The sequence below is a fragment of the Streptomyces sp. NPDC091649 genome (genome assembly GCF_044756785.1).
Classification (GTDB): domain Bacteria; phylum Actinomycetota; class Actinomycetes; order Streptomycetales; family Streptomycetaceae; genus Streptomyces.
The window spans coordinates 122,895-141,561 of sequence record NZ_JBIVTR010000009.1 but is presented as its reverse complement, the minus strand read 5'-3'; the positions used below and the strand labels follow the sequence as shown (position 1 = coordinate 141,561).

General features: G+C 65.7%; 12 protein-coding genes. 9 read left to right on the top strand and 3 right to left on the bottom strand.

All coding sequences use genetic code 11. The features are described 5' to 3' along the window. The first annotated feature begins 58 nt into the window (after positions 1–58). The 7 genes from ACIQMU_RS17665 (at position 59) to ACIQMU_RS17635 (ending at position 10,927) form a co-directional block, all read left to right on the top strand. Positions 59–1,387 (top strand): class I SAM-dependent RNA methyltransferase, encoded by a 1,329-nt coding sequence (locus ACIQMU_RS17665; protein ID WP_402689177.1) that lies wholly within the window; start codon positions 59–61, stop codon positions 1,385–1,387. Positions 1,388–1,942: 555 nt separating this feature from the next. Next, the gene (locus tag ACIQMU_RS17660) at positions 1,943–3,088 is read left to right on the top strand and encodes a hypothetical protein (protein WP_402689176.1); all 1,146 of its coding nucleotides are present in this window, start codon (positions 1,943–1,945) and stop codon (positions 3,086–3,088) included. 136 nt (positions 3,089–3,224) lie between these two features. Then, entirely contained in the window at positions 3,225–3,596 is a 372-nt protein-coding gene (locus ACIQMU_RS17655; RefSeq protein ID WP_402689218.1) for a trypco2 family protein, read from the top strand. Positions 3,597–3,643: 47 nt separating this feature from the next. Beyond that, positions 3,644–7,816 (top strand): trypsin-like peptidase domain-containing protein, encoded by a 4,173-nt coding sequence (locus ACIQMU_RS17650; protein ID WP_402689175.1) that lies wholly within the window; start codon positions 3,644–3,646, stop codon positions 7,814–7,816. 871 nt (positions 7,817–8,687) lie between these two features. After that, positions 8,688–9,329: a tyrosine-type recombinase/integrase gene (locus tag ACIQMU_RS17645; RefSeq protein WP_402689174.1), complete on the top strand. Its 642-nt coding sequence runs from the start codon at positions 8,688–8,690 to the stop codon at positions 9,327–9,329. A gap of 243 nt (positions 9,330–9,572) precedes the next feature. After that, on the top strand, positions 9,573–9,779 hold the full coding sequence (locus tag ACIQMU_RS17640) for a helix-turn-helix domain-containing protein (protein WP_164237079.1): 207 nt from the start codon (positions 9,573–9,575) through the stop codon (positions 9,777–9,779). A gap of 59 nt (positions 9,780–9,838) precedes the next feature. After that, positions 9,839–10,927, top strand: a complete 1,089-nt coding sequence (locus tag ACIQMU_RS17635; RefSeq protein WP_402689173.1) for a tyrosine-type recombinase/integrase — start codon at positions 9,839–9,841, stop codon at positions 10,925–10,927. Positions 10,928–11,267: 340 nt separating this feature from the next. Here the strand turns inward: ACIQMU_RS17635 and ACIQMU_RS17630 are convergent, their stop codons facing one another. The 3 genes from ACIQMU_RS17630 to ACIQMU_RS17620 all read right to left on the bottom strand — a co-directional run bounded on the left by ACIQMU_RS17630 (position 11,268) and on the right by ACIQMU_RS17620 (position 14,538). After that, a complete protein-coding gene (locus ACIQMU_RS17630; protein WP_402689172.1) occupies positions 11,268–12,155 on the bottom strand; it encodes a carbohydrate ABC transporter permease in 888 nt (295 codons plus the stop codon). After that, on the bottom strand, positions 12,152–13,126 hold the full coding sequence (locus tag ACIQMU_RS17625; protein ID WP_402689171.1) for a carbohydrate ABC transporter permease: 975 nt from the start codon (positions 13,124–13,126) through the stop codon (positions 12,152–12,154). Before ACIQMU_RS17625 ends, ACIQMU_RS17630 begins: the two co-directional genes overlap by 4 nt. A 92-nt stretch (positions 13,127–13,218) precedes the next feature. After that, complete coding sequence (locus tag ACIQMU_RS17620) at positions 13,219–14,538, bottom strand: ABC transporter substrate-binding protein (RefSeq protein ID WP_402689170.1); 1,320 nt, start codon at positions 14,536–14,538, stop codon at positions 13,219–13,221. 267 nt (positions 14,539–14,805) lie between these two features. Between ACIQMU_RS17620 and ACIQMU_RS17615 the strand changes: the two genes are divergently transcribed. Together ACIQMU_RS17615 and ACIQMU_RS17610 are read left to right on the top strand one after the other, a co-directional pair. Then, the gene (locus ACIQMU_RS17615; protein ID WP_402689169.1) at positions 14,806–17,205 is read left to right on the top strand and encodes a glycoside hydrolase family 2 protein; all 2,400 of its coding nucleotides are present in this window, start codon (positions 14,806–14,808) and stop codon (positions 17,203–17,205) included. Further along, the gene (locus ACIQMU_RS17610) at positions 17,202–18,230 is read left to right on the top strand and encodes a LacI family DNA-binding transcriptional regulator (RefSeq protein ID WP_402689168.1); all 1,029 of its coding nucleotides are present in this window, start codon (positions 17,202–17,204) and stop codon (positions 18,228–18,230) included. The genes ACIQMU_RS17615 and ACIQMU_RS17610 overlap by 4 nt, the downstream gene beginning before the upstream one ends. The last annotated feature ends 437 nt before the right edge of the window (positions 18,231–18,667 follow it).

The following is an 18,667-nucleotide window of genomic DNA, read 5'->3' as shown; positions in this document are numbered from 1 at the left end:
TCGTACGCTCGGACCTCCGCTCGACCGTTTGCCCCCTTCCTCCCTGGAGCCTCCCCTCATGCAGAACGAAACCACGTCGTCGCTGGTCGGGGAGGAGTACGAGGTCGAGGTCGGCCCCGTCGCGCACGGCGGTCACTGCATCGCCCGCACCGCCGAGAACCAGGTGCTCTTCGTACGCCACACGCTCCCCGGCGAGAAGATCATCGCCAGGGTCACCGACGGCGACACGGACTCCCGCTTCCTGCGGGCCGACGCGGTACGGATCATCGAGGCGTCCAAGGACCGCGTCGAGGCGCCCTGCCCGTACGCCGGTCCCGGCATGTGCGGCGGCTGCGACTGGCAGCACGCCAAGCCCGGCGCGCAGCGCCGCCTCAAGGGCGAGGTCATCGCCGAGCAGCTCCTGCGTCTGGCGGGCCTGACCCCCGAGGAAGCCGGCTGGGACGGCACCGTCATGCCGGCCGAGGGCGACAAGCTCCCCGCCGGCGAGGTGCCGGCCTGGCGCACCCGCGTCCAGTACGCCGTCGACGCGGAGGGCCGCGCGGGCCTGCGGAAGCACCGCTCGCACGACGTCCAGCCGATCGACCGCTGCCTGATCGCCGCACCGGGAGTCTCGGAACTCGGCGTCGAGAAGCGCGAGTGGCCGCAGATCGCCGCGGTGGAGGCCATCACGGCCACCGGCTCGAACGACCGCCAGGTCATCCTCACCCCGAAGCCCGGCGGCCGGCTCCCCCTGGTCGAGCTCGACAAGCCGGTCTCGGTGCTCCGCGTCGACGAGAAGGACGGCGGCGTCCACCGCGTCCACGGGCGCGCCTTCGTCCGCGAGCGCGCCGACGACCGCACCTACCGCGTCGGCTCCGGCGGCTTCTGGCAGGTTCACCCGCAGGCGGCCAACACCCTGGTCCGCGCCGTCATGCAGGGCCTGCTGCCCCGCAAGAACGACACGGCCCTCGACCTCTACTGCGGCGTCGGCCTGTTCGCCGGCGCCATCGGCCAGCGCATCGGCGAGAAGGGCGCGGTCCTCGGCATCGAGTCCGGCAAGCGCGCGGTCGAGGACGCCCGCCACAACCTGGGAGACCTCGACCGGGTCCGCATCGAACACGGCAAGGTCGACCAGGTCCTGCCCCGCACGGGCATCACGGAATGCGACCTGATCGTCCTGGACCCGCCGCGAGCGGGCGCGGGCAAGCAGGTCGTCAAGCACCTGTCCGGCCTGGGCGCCCGCAAGATCGCCTACGTGGCCTGCGACCCGGCAGCGCTGGCGAGGGACCTGGCGTACTTCCGGGACGGGGGGTACAAGGTGCGGACGCTGCGGGCGTTCGACCTGTTCCCGATGACGCACCACGTGGAGTGCGTGGCGATCCTGGAACCCGTCGCAAAGGGCGCCTGACCTGCAGGTTTAGGCGATGTGCGTTATGTGCACTGTGGGCGTTACGGGCGATATCTTGACGCTGAAATGACGCTCTCCGAGGCATCTTGACGCTCATTTGACGCTCGTTCTGATGGAGCGTCAGGCGGCCTGTTGGGCAGGTCAGGCCCTCTGGGGGTGGCGTATATCGATGGGGCGCCGAGGGCGGGCGACGCTCTGCGCAGAGCTGCCGGCTCTCGATGGTCAGTTGTCCCGGAAGGGACCAGCCAGCGCTGTAACCTGCCGTGATGGGGGCGTGGTGGCCTTTGAGCAGCGCGAATGGACTTTCGGTTGTTTCACGCTTGTGTCGGTTGCCAGGGCCGGAAGTCCCAGAGGACTCCCATGGCTGGCGGAGGCCCTTTCGGCTCTAATCGAGGTAGGGCAGCGCGGCATGGGCTGGAGCCTGTGCACTGGTGGTCGGCCTGGATCGAACGGCATCATCGGCTCCCCGTGCACCCTGTTGTCGACGAGGGCGCTCGGACCTTGATGTCAAGTGGCTGGCGTTCGGCCGACGTGATGCGGGATCGTTGGCTCCTGATGATCGACGACGACTCTGCGGTCGCCGACGGCGGTGAGCTGACGGAGCCTGCCAAGCCTCGGCCGCCCTATAACGAGCGGCCCATCGCGCGCGCCCGGCAGGCGAAGGCGCAGGAACTGATTGAGCGGCTCGTCGCCGAGGGGCACGTCCGGATCGCTGATCCCGATGACGACGAGGTCGCGGAGTGGCGGCGCGTAGTCAATTATGCGAAGCGCCACGGCCTGGAGCCGACGGGCAAACGCATCGAGAAGGTCCCTTATGGCGGGCCGGGGCTGGAGTTGTTCCTTGCGGAGGGCCCGCATCCCAACGCGCGGAGTCAGCGGCCGAAGGCGGTCGGAGGGCCGGTTCCCGTTCCCGCGCGGCTGGGACACCTGCATCCGGTGGTGGCTGCGCTCAAAGACGATGAGAGTCGGTTGGTGATGCCGTCTGCGCTGCGCCGTAGGTCGCTGCTGCTGTTGCAGGGTCTGGCGGCTGAGGCGGTACGGCGAGGGTATGAGGTGCAGAAGGCACGGTCGTCCTTCTTCCCGCGCGAGGGCGGCGTGGACGTCGCTGTCGAGGGTTTCGCGTACACCGTCACAGTCAGGCAGGAGTTCCCGGAGTCCACGGATCCGGAGCGCTCCGCTCGTCTCGTCGTGGAGCTTGCCCATGGTCTGACCGATCGGCCCGGTCGCTGGCGGGATCGGAAGAGCCGGACGCTTGAAGAAGCCTTGGGCGTGATCCTTGAAGAGATCGAGGCACGAGCTGTAGAGGATGCTCGGCGCCGGCAGGACGAACAGCAGGCCAGGGCGGAACGCGAAGTTCGTTGGCAAGCGGCCATGGGCGTAGCGAAGGAACAAGCTGTTCGCGAACAACTTGCCCAGGTGCTACGCGAAGAGGCCGGGCGGTGGCAAGAAGCGGCTGCCCTCAGTGCGTACTGCATGGCATTGGAACGTCGCATCGGCGAGTTGGACGGCGCCGTGGACGAGCGGGCTCTGGACTCGGCCCGAGATTGGTTGGAGTGGGCAAGGGGGTACGTGACGTTGGTCGACCCCTTGGGCAGCGGGCTTCCGGAGATGCCGCACACACGTGAACCCACGCCGGAGGAGTTCGAGCCGTACCTCAGGGGATTGAGTCCCTACGGGCCGGAACGGCGCGCCGAACGGTGACGCGAGCCGTCGGTCAAGAACACGGCTGGGACGACTACTCGGTTGCTCTTTCTGCGGTCGGTGACCCTGCACAGTTGGCGCGACATGACGTGGTTGGGCAGACTGCTGCGGAAGCGGCGGCTGCAATCGGCCGTTGATGATCAGATCCGAAGCTGCAAGGCCGCTTCGACAGGTGAGGGCGCGGGGGTACAGGATGGCAGAGATCGGGTTGGCTGCAGCAATCGAGGAGCTGCGTCAGGAGCTGTACGCAGCCCAGGGGGCAAGCGTGGGGCAGCAGTTCGCATTTGAGATTGAGGAGGCCCAACTTGAGCTGCTGTTGGAGCTACGCAATGAGGGCCGCGGGGAGGGGAAGCTGACGTTCGGCGTGGCCACCGTAGGTGCCGGCGGCTCGACCGGGTCGATGAGGACACACAAGCTAACCCTCGCGCTGAAGGTCAAAGATCGGGCCACTGGCGGCGGGCGGGCTGAGGTCAGTGCCGACGAGACCGGCTCCTGGGGCGAGGACTGACGGTAACGCAGATGGTGGCTGATCAGGACATAGGCTGAGACGACTGCATGGACAAGCACAGACTGGCAGATGTCCGCTGCGATGGCACAGGCCGCCGCAAATCTGGGTCGGGCTACCTCATCGCTCCTCAATTGGTGCTGACCGCCCGCCATGTCATCGTCGATGAAACCGGTAAGGTCTGGCCGAGGATCACCGCCGGGGTGGGCCATCCGCCGTCCGGCGGCGTGGAACGGCGTGCGGCCACCGTCTGCTGGACCGATCCTGACGGCGCGGACGCGGCCCTGCTGCACCTGGACGCGCCAGTGGACGTCCCAGGAACGGTGCGCTGGGGCCGTCCGGACGGCACTGAAGCCCTTCCATACTCTGGCCTGGGTTACCCGCTCCAGACCAGAGCCGAGGACGGCCAACGTCTCGTGGAACACCTACGTGGTGTCCTCTCGCCGCTGGCCGGAGGCGAAGGCCCGCACGACCTTTACACGCTCGACCAGCACGCTGCGCCGCGCCTACGAACCGACCAGCGGAGGGCGTGGAGTGGGATCTCAGGGGCGGCAGTCTTCTGCCAAGGCTGCCTCATCGGCATCGTGCTTCACGACGACGAGGAGCACGAGAATCGCCGCCTGCGCGCGCTGCCGGCCCGTAGGTTCGCCACAGGTTCCGCCTTCGTCGACCTGCTGCAGAAGAATGGGGCCCCGGCTCCCGAACTGATGCCTGCGGAAGGACAGCCAGCGATTCCCCACTCCGGCCGCCAACTTGAAGCACGCGGTTTCACAGCGGAGCATTCCGAGTTCCACGCGGAGGAGTTGGTCGCGATGGCAGACTCCTGCACACAGCCCCCCGAACCGACGAGCAGTGACGTCGCCAACCGCATTGCACAGTTGCGCGACAAACTGGAGCTCGGCGTCATGGTCGTCATCGGAACAGGGTTGTCCCTTTCGACCCCGTACCCAACCAGTGCAGGGCTGACCGCACTGCTTTGGGACGCCATCGACGCCGATCCCGAAGCCCGAGCGCTGCTCGCTGCTGAACTTGGCCAGCCCGATCAACCTGCGAAGCTTCTCATCGGCGACGACTTTGCTCGTAGCAATCTCGCGTGGCGCACTGTGGGCAACCACATACTGGCCAGACGGCGCTTCCAACAAGAGATGGCCAACCTCGATCTCCGTCGCAGCGCACAGCCATCCACTGCCCACGAGGAACTCGCGGCGCTGATCCACGCCGGCGTCATTGAGTGTGTCGTCTCGCTCAACTGGGACACCTCTCTCGAATCTGCTTATCGCCGCCAGTACGGAACCGAGATCCCTTCCGGAATCCTGTTCAAACCCCACGGCGACGCCGCTCGTCCTGAACAGCCATGGGTGCTTCCTCATCTGCCCGGAACCCTCAGCCCTGAGCTCGATGTCCGCATACAGCACCTCGTAGCCGACCACCCGCGCACCCTGCTCCTGGTCGGATACTCAGAGCGAGATCGACACATGGTCGAGCAACTTCTCGTCCCTTTGGATCACGGGTGGCTCATCTGCCGCATTGGGCCTGAAGCGTCTGGCATCGATGACATTGCTGCCACGGCCGACACCGTCCTGACAGCCCTAGCCCGCAACGTCCGCGAACGAGAGGCCATGTCGTCTTGGCACACGGTCTCGTTCACCGGCAAGGGAGACATCGGGCGTGCTTTGGCCGGAGCACGCCTCGGGCCTCGCGATGTGGACGCCTGCCCGCGCCTCCTCGAAGTCGATCTCCTCGCTGACGCGCTACGTCGCGATCACGCCGTCGTGCTCAACGGGGACAGCGGCTGTGGCAAGTCGATTACCGCGTACCAAGCTATGAGTGATCTCCTCCAGAACGACGGCTACGAGGTACTGAGGCTGCGCGACGATGCTCGCAAGCGTGGTCCACGGCAGTGGGGGGCCGATCTCGCCCTGTATGCACATCGCAAAGTCCTCCTGATCGACGATGCGCAAGACCTGTCTGCAGATCTAGTACGTGAGTTGGCTGAGACTGCCACCGCGGATCAGCTGATACTGATCGTTGGAGTGGATCATGTGGCTGGCGGCGTCAGCACTTACCGCATCAGCGGTGCTGCTGCGGTAGGCACACTTGCCCACGAAATGCGTAAGCGTGCGGACGAGATCCTCCCCGCGGTACGCAGGCTGGACGACTCCGTAGGGGAGCAAATCGGTGACGAGCGGCTGCTAGACCGCCTGACCGAAGCCGAGCAAGCAGAGTCTGCTTGGCGCTTCTTCTACACGCTGACAGGCGGCTGGCGGCGCACCGAACGCGACGTGCTCGACTTGCGCGGCCATGACCGTGCGGATCTGCTTCTGCTAGCGCTCGCTATCGCCCAGGTTGCCAGTGTGGATGCCGGTGTGACGGCTCGCGACCTTGAAGCCTATGCTCATGCGCTTGGCCGTGACCGCGTGTGGATCGACCGGGGTCTGCGCATCCTGCAGGACAAGCGCCTGACAATTGTGAGTGACGGGATCCTGCGTTGCGCACACCTCAGGGCTGCCTGGGCGCTGATCACGTGGATGCTGCATCCACCTCAAATTCCCCTCCCGCCCCAGACACCCATCGTGATTCCTCCTATCGCCTCAGCAGTGGCTCCCGCGCCACAGACGCCTGTGCCTGCTGCTCGCCGGTCGCGCCGTGTCCGAGCCGCACTGCCTGAGAGCCAGATTGAAGCAGATCGTGAGGCTGCAGCGGCCCTTCTCTGCCTTGCGCTGGACGCACCCGGAACACCATTGCGGGGCGCCGCGTGGCTCGTTGGACGGAATCACCTATCGGAATCTCGTTGGGTGCTCGCCCGGTACAAGGTCCTCACGCGCTCACGTATTCGCGCGTTGGCCGAGCGTGCGCTCTCCACGCCTGTCGGAGCTGATGCGGGCATGGCTGCCCAACTCCTCGAACGACTCCTGCTTCTGGACGAAAGTGTCTGCCTGGATCTAGTTCGCAATCGTTGCGGTAAAATGCGTGAATGGCTAGTCAACGTCTCACCGGAGAACGGGTGGGCAATCGGAGACTTGGTCAATTCCTTGGCATGCCACGATAAAGAATTCACCGAAGAGCTTCTCGTTGATGTGGACCCGAATTCGCTTGCGCGCATTATTCCCGAGGGTGGGTGGCCGCACATCTACTCCACCACCCACGCCGTAGACAGGATCACGCAGGGAGGTGGGCTGCGCCTCATGGGGAAAGTCGGCGACGCCTATGACTCGAATGCCTTTCAAGCGCTTGTCGCCGATCCCCCTGCGAGTATTGAAGGCGTCAACGAGCTGCTCAAGACTCTGGCCTACACAGCTCGGGACCTAGGTCTAACGCTATTCGAAAGATTGATTCCCTACCTTGCGTCGCAGGTCTCAAAAAATCCTCCCGTTGAGTCTCAAAAGATATTTGATACCTGGGCATTTCTCCTGGGGTTTGCTCCACGATTCCTCCGGGGTGGGCGAGCCCCCGACCGTGCGGCTCGCCGGCTGGCCAAGAAGTTCGCCCGGAGCCTTGAGCTTGACCAACTGGCCTACGCCCTCTCACGGCCTCGTGCAGACCTGACCTGGCAAAACTTCCACGATTTCGTATCCTTCGTTTGGGAAGCCGATCCCGCGGTCGGCAAGGCCGTCGTAGGTCGGATGGATCTTGCAACGCTCGCTGATGAGTTCGAGCAAAGCCTGCCGAACCCTCCCCAACACCACCTGTATGCGGTTGAAGTTCTCCACGAATTCAGGCCGGCCGAGGCCCGGGAACTCCTCGAACGATACGAGGCTCAGTACGCCGCGATCCATCCCTTCCTGGCCCACATGGCTCCAGAGATGACGACCCGGTTGCTTCGCTGCGGCCTGCCACTTGACCTCGGCCTGCACAGCCAGCACTGGGAATTTGCCACAGAGCTCCTGAACGGCCTGGCTAGCTACGACACCCAGGTTGCAGCCGAACTCGCCGAGGCCAACCGCTCTGGCTTCGTCGCAGGATTGGCCTCGAACTACACAGACCCGTTCGAAGGTCTTTTCGCCTGGGTGCAAGCCTGCGACGCCCATGCTCCCGGGCTTGTAGACGATGTAATACGCCTGCTCCCCTCCGGCGCAGTTGCGACTTGGGCGCGCGCGCTTCGGAAGCGTAATCGGAGGCGCGAGATCGCACCACTTCTATACCGAGCTCTGGAAACGGATGGGGCAGCCGTAGCAGAAGCGCAAGAGTTGATGCGCCAATTCCCTAGCTTGAAACAACCCTGAACCGGGCGAACGTGGTTGTGCGGGCGTCCTCTGGTCGAGGCAATCCTTGCCGACGCTTGGAGCGCCGCCTATTCGGCGGCATCTGCGAGATCAGCCTTGGCGACTCTGAGGTGAAACGGGCATCCCATCTGAGCCCGGACCCCGAGACGTACATCAGCATGTCTCGGGGTCCTGGATTGTGCCCGCCGCCACATTCCCCGCTACCCCTGATCCCTTTGACGTACCGGGGCTGGCTGGATATGAGCTTGTCAGTACGAGGATTTGGCTCCGCTTCACTCTCCCGTAGTAGCGGGTTTCCACCTAGGGGTGGCGTGGAGGAGGCACGACCGGTAACAGGTCACCCCGTGCGTGAACTTGTGCATGTCGCAGGGTAGCCCGCACCGAATGCTGCTTGGGGCGGGCCTGCCTAGGTCCAGGAACGCCTTCGGCGAGGCGGTATCCAGATCCTCGACGAACACCTCGCGGAGTAAGAAGCGATACGGGCGAGGTTAGCCGCAGACACCGCTTCTGGGTCAGTCAATAGAGCAGGCGCTTAGAAGGCGCCTGCTCTGTCCCTGGCTCCTCACTGCCCGGCGCTGGTGCAGCTGGCAGTACCCCGACGCGGTTCTTGATTGTGCTGATTCGCCGACGGCAGACACATTGAGCGCGCAATGGACTGGAATGACGCGCCGAAGCAAGCAAACCTAGAACAGTCCGCAGCGACGCGACTACGCGCTGCTTACGCGTCTATGGGCCAGAGCGTTGTACGTGCCGTGTCGGGCGCTAGGTAACCGACGATCGCCGGTTAGCCAAACCGGCGTTTCTCCAGACCATTGAACTACCCGCTGATCCGCGGGGTGTGTTCCGTCGTTCCCGTGAGGAGTTCAAAACTATGTCGGTCGAAGTCGAAGTCGAAGTCATGGAAGAAGAGTGGCTGTATTCCGAGGAGCAGGTTCGAGCGCTGCTTGAGTGGGTGCGTGGACGGGAGGGCGTTGAACGTTCGGTGTACCCCTTCATGCGTGTGGTGGCCGAGCAGGCTCTGCGCCCGGGCGAAGCCCGTGGGCTGCGAGTGAGCGACCTGGTTCTCCCGGAGCGTGGCCTGGGCAAGCTGACCGTCCGCTACAGCGGGAAGGCAAGGGAAATTCCCCTCCGCTCGCAGTCCGTCGAGTTTCTGCGGGCGTGGATAAGCGCGGCCGGCCTGCGGGAGGATGATCTCCTCTTTCCCGACCTGCCCGGACGTTCAGCCTCGACTCCCGTATACCAGCAGGTATGGGAGCAGGCCCAGGAGGCCGTTCTGCCACGGGATGAGCGGTACTCGTGGCGGCTGGGGGAGCCCATCTCCATTCTCCGGGAGTCCTGCCTGGTGAAGTGGCTCGGGATGGGCATCTCACCTTTCGCGGTGGCTGAGTTGGCCGGTGTGACTCCGAGTTGGCTGGCCCGGCGCTACGCGCACTGCTTCCGTGTGGAAGACGCCGGGATCGACTGGGACCGACTGGAGGGCGTCATGGGCCTTCCGGAGTCAGTGAAGTCGTGAATCTCGCCCCGCGCTCTGGCTGAAGTCCAGAGCGCGGGGCGCACGCGGCGCAACCGCCCACTTGGTATGCACCCTTGAGCACCACGAAGCCGCCGTGTGACCAACCTCCGTTCGGCCGAGGCTCTCCCCACGGCGTTGCACGCCCCCGGCAGGGCTACTTGACCGCTCCTTGTACCGGCCGACGCTCTGATGGCCGTCTCGCCGGACGCCCAGCCCATCCCCCAGCACATCGAGGCCCCCACTATGCCCGCACGCCTGCTGTCCATACCCACCGTCGCCGCCGCCCTGGACGTCGACCGCCGGACCGTCTACCGCTTCATCGCAGCCGGCGACCTGCCTGTCGTCGACCTCCGCACCGGGCCAGGCCGCTCCCGCGTGCGGGTCCCAGCGGCCAGCCTTGATGAGTTCCTCAGCCGTCGCGCCGTTGCCATGCCGACAGCCCGCCGCTGACCCCGCGCCTGGCGGCCCCCTCGTCGTCGAACAAGGAGTAGAACCTGTACCTACGCAAGTTGAAGTCCGGCAACTGGCAAGCGACCGTACGCAACCGGGCAGGAGACCGGTACAGCGAGTCGTTCCCCCTCAAGGCGCAGGCCCGCGCCTGGGGCATCGAGATGGAGACACAGTCCACCCGCGGAGGCATGCGCGACCCGCGGGCCGGCGAAATCACGTTCCGTGAGTGGCACGACCGGTGGTGGGACGCCCGCATCGTGGAGCCCCGCACCCTTCGCGGCGACGCCTCAACCATCAAGAACCACGTCATGCCCCACTGGGCGGACTGGGAGATGCGGGCCGTTACTCGCATGGACGTCCAGAGCTGGATCCGCTCCCTGGTGGAGAAGGGCGTGGGCGCTGCCGCGATCAAGCGGGCGTACAACCTGACCTCGTCCATCATGCGCGCGGCCGTGGATGACGATGTGATCGCGTTGAGCCCGTGCCGCCGCATCGACCTGCCTCAGATCGCCGTCAAGCCGCCGCAGTGGTTCACGACCGATCAGGCGCAGAGCATCCTCGACGAGCTTCCCGCCCCCTGGAAGACGATGTGCCTGCTGGGCGTCTACACCGGACTGCGCTGGGGCGAACTCTCCGGCCTTCACCGTCACCGCATCGACCAGCGCCGCTCGCGCCTCTTCGTGGTCGAGGTCAACACCAAGAGGGGCATCAAGGAGTATCCCAAGAGCTCCAGGAGCCGCCGGGAGGTCCCGCTCCCGGCCCATGTCCTGGAAGCACTTGAACGCCACATCTACCGGCTTGACCGGGACGCCGTGGTGTTCACCACCGTTACCAGGGGCCGGGCCGGACGACTGCTCGATGACGGCAACTGGCGTCGACAGACCTGGTGGCCAGCCGTCCAAGGAGCGCGCTACTTCGATGACGACGGCGAGCAGCAGCTCGTCCCGCACTATCCGCCCCACTCCATGCGGCACACCTGCGCCTCATGGCTGGTCCAGAAAGGAGTCTCCCTCTACGAGGTCCAGCACCTCCTCGGCCACGAGAGCTTCCAGACCACTCAGCGCTACGCTCACCTGCAGCCGGATGCGCACAAGGCCGTCCTCGGGGCCTGGGAGCGGATGGAGACCCCGCTCACGATCGCCGCATAAACGTTGCTTCGCCCCTGTCCTGCTTGGACAGGGGCGAAGCCTGCCCTCTGCCATTCGTGGTGTGTGTTACCGATGTTGCTGTCGAGCATGATCGGGTCGGCGTACTCGGGGAACATCGACGCGTAGGCGGAGCCGAGTGCCGTGCCATAGGAAGTAGCCCAGGCAACTGGTCGTCTCCTCGTCGAGCGCGGTCCGGACTTGGTCACGGTCGCAGGCGGTGTTCGCCGTGCCAGCTTATTCGCCGCGTCGTTCTCTCAGCCCCCGGAGGGTCAGCCCACTGTCGTCCAGTGGGCTAACGGTGATCCTGACCTGACGGTCATGGGGGCGACGGCCCGCGCCTTTACTTGGTAGCGCCTTGGGCGAAGCCGTTGTAGATGTAGCGCTGGAGGAACAGAAAGATGACCAGCGTGGGGATGATGACGAGAACCGCTCCGGCCGAGATGTTCTCCCAGTGGGCTCCGAACGGTCCTTTGAACCGGAACAGGGCGGTGGAGACCGTGCCGAGTTCCTGGGAGGGCATGTAGAGGAAGGGGATGTAGAAGTCGTTGTAGACGGTGATCCCCTTGATGATCACCACGGTCGCGATCGCCGGCTTGAGCAGCGGGAAAATGATCTTTCGGTAGATTGTGAAGGAGTTCGCCCCGTCCAGCCGCGCGGCTTCGTCGAGCGAGACGGGGATGCCGCGGATGAACTGCAGGAACACGTAGATCGAGACGATGTCGGTGCCCATGTAGAGCAGGATCGGGGCCCAGCGCGTGTCGAAAAGCCCGAAGCTGTTCACTACCTGGAAGGTGGCGACCTGCGTGGTGACCCCCGGTACGAGGGTGGCGATGAGGAAGAGGCCCATGATGAGCTTCTTGGCCCGGAAGTGGAAGCGGTCGATGGCGTAGGCCGTCATCGACCCGATGATCACGGTGCCGCTGATGGAGAACAGCAGGATGAACGCGGTGTTGCCGAAGGCCGTCAGCATCGCGCCGTCGGAGAACGCGGTCGCGTAGTTGCTGAAGTTCAGCCAGTTGCCCGGCAGCGACAGCGCGCCGCCGTCCGAGGCTTCCTTGGACGTTTTCAGAGACGTGAGGAAGACGACGCTGAGCGGGAGAAGGACCACCAGTGAGGCCACGACGAGCGACAGGTAGATCAGCGTCTGACTGATGCGGCCACGGCGTCGAACGCGTCGCGTGTCGGACACGGAACGGGTGGTGGCAGCGGTCTGCTGGGCCGTGGTCATACGAGGTCCACCTTTTCGTCGGGCACGAGACGGCGCTGGATCCAGGTGATCAGCAGGATGATCATCAGCAGCACCACCGCGGCGGCCGAGGCCAGCCCGGTCTTGTTGAACTGGAAGGCGAGCTTCACCGTCTGGATGACGAACGTCGACGTGCCGGTCGCGCCGCCGGTCATGATGTACGGGATCTCGAAGACGGCGAGTGAGCCGGAGATCGCCAGGATGATGCTCAGGCTGAGTACGGGCCGGATGCTCGGCGCGATGATGTGGCGGAACTGCTGCCAGCGGGTCGCGCCGTCGAGCTGGGCGGCCTCGTAGAGCTCGCCGGGGATCGACTGGATGGCACCGAGGAACAGGACGAAGTTCAGGCCGGTGAAGCGCCAGACGGATACGCCGGCGAGTGAAGTGTTCGCCGATTCGGGGTCGCCCAGCCAGGCGTGGTCGGTGTCCGCCCCGAACCAGGACAGGACCGAGTCCAGGGTTCCGCCGTCCTGGAAGAAGTACAGGAAGACGAATCCGATCGCCACGCCGTTGATGAGGTAGGGGAAGAAGAGCAGGCCCTTGAACAGGTTGCGGAACCGCAGATCGAAGCTGAGCACCGTGGCGAAGTAGAGCGCGATGGCGATCTGCGCCACGGAGGCTGCCAGGTAGTAGAAGCTCACGAAGAACACCCGGAAGAGCTCGGGCCGGGTGAAGATCTGGACGTAGTTGTCCGCTCCGGTGAAGTTCCGGTCGGGGCTGATGCCGTCCCAGTCCGTGAAGCTGTAATAGATCATGTTCCCCACGGGTACGTAGGTGAACGTGATCAGCAGTACCAGGGGCGCTGCCAGGAACAACCACGGAGTCGCGCGGCGGAGCAGTTGCCCCCACGTCCGGCGTCCCTGAGGGTGGCTGGTGCCGCTCGCTTTGGTCCTGCGACGGGAGGTCACTGCGCGGTGCGTCTTCACGCTCGCGACCTCGGTCGTCTTGGTCATGTCGGGCCTTTCGTCATCCGCGTCTCGATTCCTTGTGCGCGGGAGGGGCGGGCCCCGGCCGGTGTCGTTCGGCCGGGGCCTCCCTCGCCGGGTCAGGATCCGGCGGTCTTTGCTGCCTCGTCCCACCGCTTGTTCAGGTCGGTGAAGTAGTCCTCGAGGCTGCCCTTCTGGGCTCCGCGGGCGATGTCGATCAGCTTCTGGCGGTAGTCGGGCTTATTGAGCCCGATCTCGGCGGCGTTGTCGATGTCGTTGACCTTGCCCGTGTCGGTCTCGGAGCGCTCCACATAGGTGACATCGTTGTCAACGAAATCCTTGAGGGTGGCCGGCATCGGGGCCGACTTGAGGGTGGGGACGGCGCCCTCCTTGGCGGAGTAGCCCGACTTCTCGGTGAACCAGTCGATCCATGCGCGGGCCGCCTCCTTGTGCTTGGAGTGGGCGTTCACGGCCTGCTGGTAGTCGGAGACGAGGGTGGCGCAGTGGCCGTCGCCCTTCAGGACCGGGAGGGGCATGTAGCCGATGTCGTCCGGGTTCTTGCCCGCCTTCTTGGCGGCGTCCTGCATCTGGGTGATGGACCAGGAGCCCACCATCATGGATCCGATCTCGCCCTTGGCGAGCTTGGTCTTGGAGGCTTCCCAGTTGGTGGTGCTGGGGTCCTTCTCCGAGAGCTTTCCCTTGACGATGTCGTGCAGCAGGGTGTCGATCACCTGGAGTTCGCTTCCCTGCTTCCAGGGGGAGACGGGGCCGGCGAGCTTGTTGGTGGCGTTCTCGTCGCAGGTGACGGAGCCGATGTTGGTGGTCCACTGGACGAGCGGCCACCCGTCCTTGAAGTTGGTGTAGTAGGGGGTCGCTCCGGTCTTGGTCTTGATCGCCTCCAGGCCGGCGAGGAACTCGTCCGGTGTGGTGGGCCAGGCGGTGATGCCCGCCTTCTTCCACAGGGCCTTGTTGTAGACGAAGCCGTTCGCGGTGCCGAACTGGGCGATGCCGTAGACCTTGTTGTTGACGGCGGCTTTGTCGCTGAAGCGGTACTTGTCCGCCATCTTGATGGAGGTGCCGAGGGGGGCGAAGAACTTGGGGTAGTCGTTCTTGGAGACGGAGGCCGGGATCATGAGGACGTCGCCGTAGTCCTCGGTGTTCATCCGGATCTTGACTTCGCCCTCGTAGTCGGTCAGGCCCTCGAACTTCACCTTGACCTTCGGGTAGATCTTGTTGAACTCCGCCGCGTACGCGTCCATGGCCCCGCTCTGGACCAGGTCCGTCCGCTGGGTGAGGACCGTGATGGAGCCGGTCGCCTTGCCCGGGTCGGCGGGGGCCTCGGCCATCTCGGTCGAGGGCGCCCCTCCGCCGCTACAGCCCGTCGCGGTCAGCGTCGCGATGGCCAAAAGTGCACCTGCGAGCGTCTTGGTCTTCCCCATGTGCCCAACTCCTTCAGATGGCGGCTCAGGTCTGCGGTGGGATGTTGGCACTATGACAGCCAGTGTGTGAACCGGTAAAGCTCTCATTTCCCGGACGATGCCCAATCGTTACCAGGCGATGCTTTGGTGCTGGTTAGAGAGCCTGAAGATGTTCGGTGCGTTACGAGTCCGTGACTAGACCGGTTTATGGACAGTGATCGAGTGGCGGGCTAAGTTGTGCGACGTCACACATCCGCCAGCGCGCGCACTGGGCGATTGGAGCCGCACATGAAAGACGTCACCCCGCTTACCGATGGCTGGACCCTGCGTCACGGGCAGGATCAGCTCCCCGCTCAGGTCCCGGGCTGCGTCCACACCGATCTGCTCGCCGCCGGAGTCATTCCGGACCCGTTCCTGGAGCTGAACGAGACCGAGGTCGCCTGGGTCGGACGGCGTTCGTGGACCTATGCCACCGACGTCTCCCACGACAGCCGGCACGAGCGCACCGACCTCGTCTTCGAGGGCCTGGACACCGCTGCCCGGATCACCTTCGACGGACGGGAGGTGGGAGCGACCCGGAACATGCACCGCACCTACCGGTTCGACGTCACGGGGCTGACCGGCAGGCTGGAGGTGAACTTCGCCTCCGCCTACACAGAGGCCGAAGCGGTACGGGCGATCACCGGAGACCGGCCCAACGTCTACCCCGAGCCGTTCCAGTACATCCGGAAGATGGCCAGCAGCTTCGGCTGGGACTGGGGGCCGACGCTCGTCACCGCGGGCATCTGGCGGCCCGTACGGCTGGAGCACTGGTCGACGGCGCGTCTCGCGTCCGTACGGCCGCTCGTCACCGTCGACGAAGCCACGGGAAATGTCGAGGTCAGACTGCAGGTCGAGCGCACCGCCGGAGGTGCGAACGCGAGCCTGCTGGCGCGCGCCACGGTGGCCGGCGAAACGGCAGAGGTCCGCTTCGAGGGCGACGAGGCCGTGCTGCGCCTGGCGGTCGACGCCCCACAACTCTGGTGGCCGCGCGGATACGGTGACCAGCCGCTGTACGACCTCGACGTCACGCTGTCCGACGAGGACGAGCAGCTGGACGCCTGGCACCGGCGCATCGGCTTCCGCACCATTGAACTGGACCGCACGGCCGACGCACGGGGCTCGGGTTTCACCTTGGTCGTCAACGGCGAGCGCGTGTTCGCCCGGGGGGTCAACTGGATCCCCGACGACGTGTTCCCCTCCCGCGTCACGCCGGAGCGCTACCGCACCCGGCTCGGCCAGGCCGCTGACGCCAACGTCGACCTCGTGCGCATCTGGGGTGGCGGCATCTACGAGGACGAAGCGTTCTACGACGTCTGCGACGAGCTCGGATTGATGGTCTGGCAGGACTTCCTCTTCGCCTGCGCCGCCTACCCGGAGGAGCAGCCGCTGCGAGGAGAGATCGAGGCAGAGGCGCGCGACAACGTTGTCCGGCTGATGCCGCACCCCAGTCTGGTCCTGTGGAACGGCAACAACGAGAACCTCTGGGGGTTCCGCGACTGGGACTGGGAGCCCGGCCTCGCGGGCGACTCATGGGGCGAGGGCTATTACCTGGGTCTGCTGCCCCGTCTGGTCGCCGAACTCGACCCCACCCGGCACTACGCCGCGGGCAGCCCCTGGTCCGGATCGTGGGACCACCACCCGAACGACCCGGACCACGGCACGTATCACTCCTGGGAAGTGTGGAACCGCCAGGACTACGCTGAGTACCGGGCGAACGTCCCCCGGTTCGTCGCCGAGTTCGGATGGCAGGCCCCCCCGGCGATGGCCACCCTCCGACGCACGCTTCCGAACGAGGTGCTGGCCCCCGACTCCCCGGGCATGCTGCATCACCAGAAGGCCGAGGACGGCAACGGCAAGCTCAACCGCGGCGTCGCCCGCCACTTCACCCTGCCCGAGGGCGACTTCGACCGGTGGCACTACCTGACCCAGGTCGTCCAGGCCCGCGCTGTCGCCGCAGGCATCGAGCACTGGCGCTCCCACTGGCCGACATGCGCCGGCACCGTGGTCTGGCAGCTCAACGACTGCTGGCCGGTGAGCTCCTGGGCCGCGATCGACGGGGACGGCCGCCTCAAGCCGCTCCACTACGAGCTGCGCCGTGTCTACGCGGACCGGCTGCTGACCTTGCAGCCCAGCGACGAGGGCCTCGTCCTCGCAGCCATCAACCAGGCCCCCACCGAATGGCGCACCGCGGTGACACTGCGCCGCCTCGAAGCCGACGGTGCCACCGTCAGCCAGGGCACGTACGAGGTGAGCGTCGCCGCGCGTTCCGTCGCGCGGCTACCGGTTCCCGCCGAGCTGGTGCCGGACGAGCGCAGCGCCAAGGAATTCCTCGTCGCCGACGCCGACGGTCTGCGGGCCACGCACTTCCCGGTGCCCGACAAGGAGTTCGCCTACGCCCAGCCGTCCTTCGCCGTCGAGGTGGAGACGGTCACGGGCAGCGAAGGTAAGGTGGACATCGTGGTTGACGCACACACCCTCGTCAGGGACCTCCTGCTTCAGGCAGACCGGCTGAGCCCCAGCGCCGCCGCCGACCGCGGTCTCACCACCCTGCTCCCCGGCGAGCAGGTACGGATCCGGGTCGACGGCTGTGGCGACGTCAGCGCGGAGGACGCGCGGTCCGCCTTGTACTGCGCGGATACCAAGTGACCGGTCCGGCACGCATCACCATCAAGGACGTCGCGGCCCGTGCCGGTGTCTCCAAGGGTGCCGTCTCGTTGGCGTTCAACAACAAACGGGGCGTTTCGGATATCACGCGCGAGCGCATCTTCGCAGCGGCGCGGGAGCTGAGCTGGGCGCCGAATCAGACAGCACGCAGCCTCTCCAGTCAGAGGGTCGACATCATCGGGCTGGCCCTGTGCCGGCCGGCCCGGCTGCTGGGCCTGGAACCGTTCTACATGGACTTCATCTCCGGCATCGAGAGCGTGCTGGCCGAACGGTCCTGCTCGCTGCTTCTGCGGCTGGTGCGCGATGTCGACGAAGAGATCGACGTGTACAAGACGTGGTGGCGCAGCCAGACGATCGCCGGCGCTGTTCTGGTCGACTTCCGGGAGAACGACGCGCGGGTTCCGGCGCTTCAGGCAGTAGGTCTGCCCGCGGTTGCGGTCGGGCACCCGTCACTCACGGGGTCCTTCCCCGCGGTGTGGACCGACGATGCCACGGCGACAGCTGAGGCCGTCCGCTATCTGGCCGCGCTCGGCCACCGGCGGCTGGCGCGGGTCGGTGGTCCAGCCGAGTTCGGGCACAGCGCTATCCGGACGGCAGCCTTTGCCGCGACGGTGCGTGAGCTCGGTCTGGAGGAAGGACACCAGATAGCGACCGGCTTCGATGGTAAGGAAGGGGCGCGTGCCACTCGCGCACTCCTCCTGGCGGGGGAACGCCCCACCGCCATCATTTATGACAACGACATCATGGCGGTCGCCGGCGCGGGAGTCGCGGCGGAGATGGGTTTCGTGGTCCCGGACGACCTCTCCCTGCTCGCCTGGGATGACTCCCACCTGTGCCGGATCACCCATCCGCCACTGTCCGCCATGAGCCACGATGTTCACCACTTCGGTGCGGAGGTTGCTCGGTCCCTTTTCGCTCTGATAGAGGGAACGCCCACCGAAGCCCTCCAGGTTCCGACTCCTTCTCTCACTCCTAGGGGATCCACCGCACCAGCGCCGCAGCAGTAGGCCCTTGCAGATTGGTCGAGGCCGTGCCCCGAGTTTCAGGGGCGCGGCCTCGATCTCTTTTGCGGCGCTCCTTTTCGGTTCGGAGTCACCCTCGCTTTGGTCGTGTCCCGGTACTGACGGGACATCCGAGGGCCCTACGTGCTGAGCAATGTAGTGGGCTACGGCACTCTTTTGATGGCCATGTGGGGACGGGCAGCAGGTAGCTTGCGGTTGCTCCGCCATCCCGCCCACCGCCTTTGAGGCCACGATCTGTGACCTGGCTTGTTGAGAAGGGCCCTCCGGTTGTGACTGGCATGCTGCGGAGGGCTGCACTGCGGCCTCCCCGCGCGGATCGGCGGGGAGGCCATGGTGCTTTCCCGCGCGGGGAGGCCGCGTTCGCGTCGGCGCCAGGGAGGCTCGCTTTCGCCCAGGGTTTTGCGGGCGGCGCTGCCTTCGGC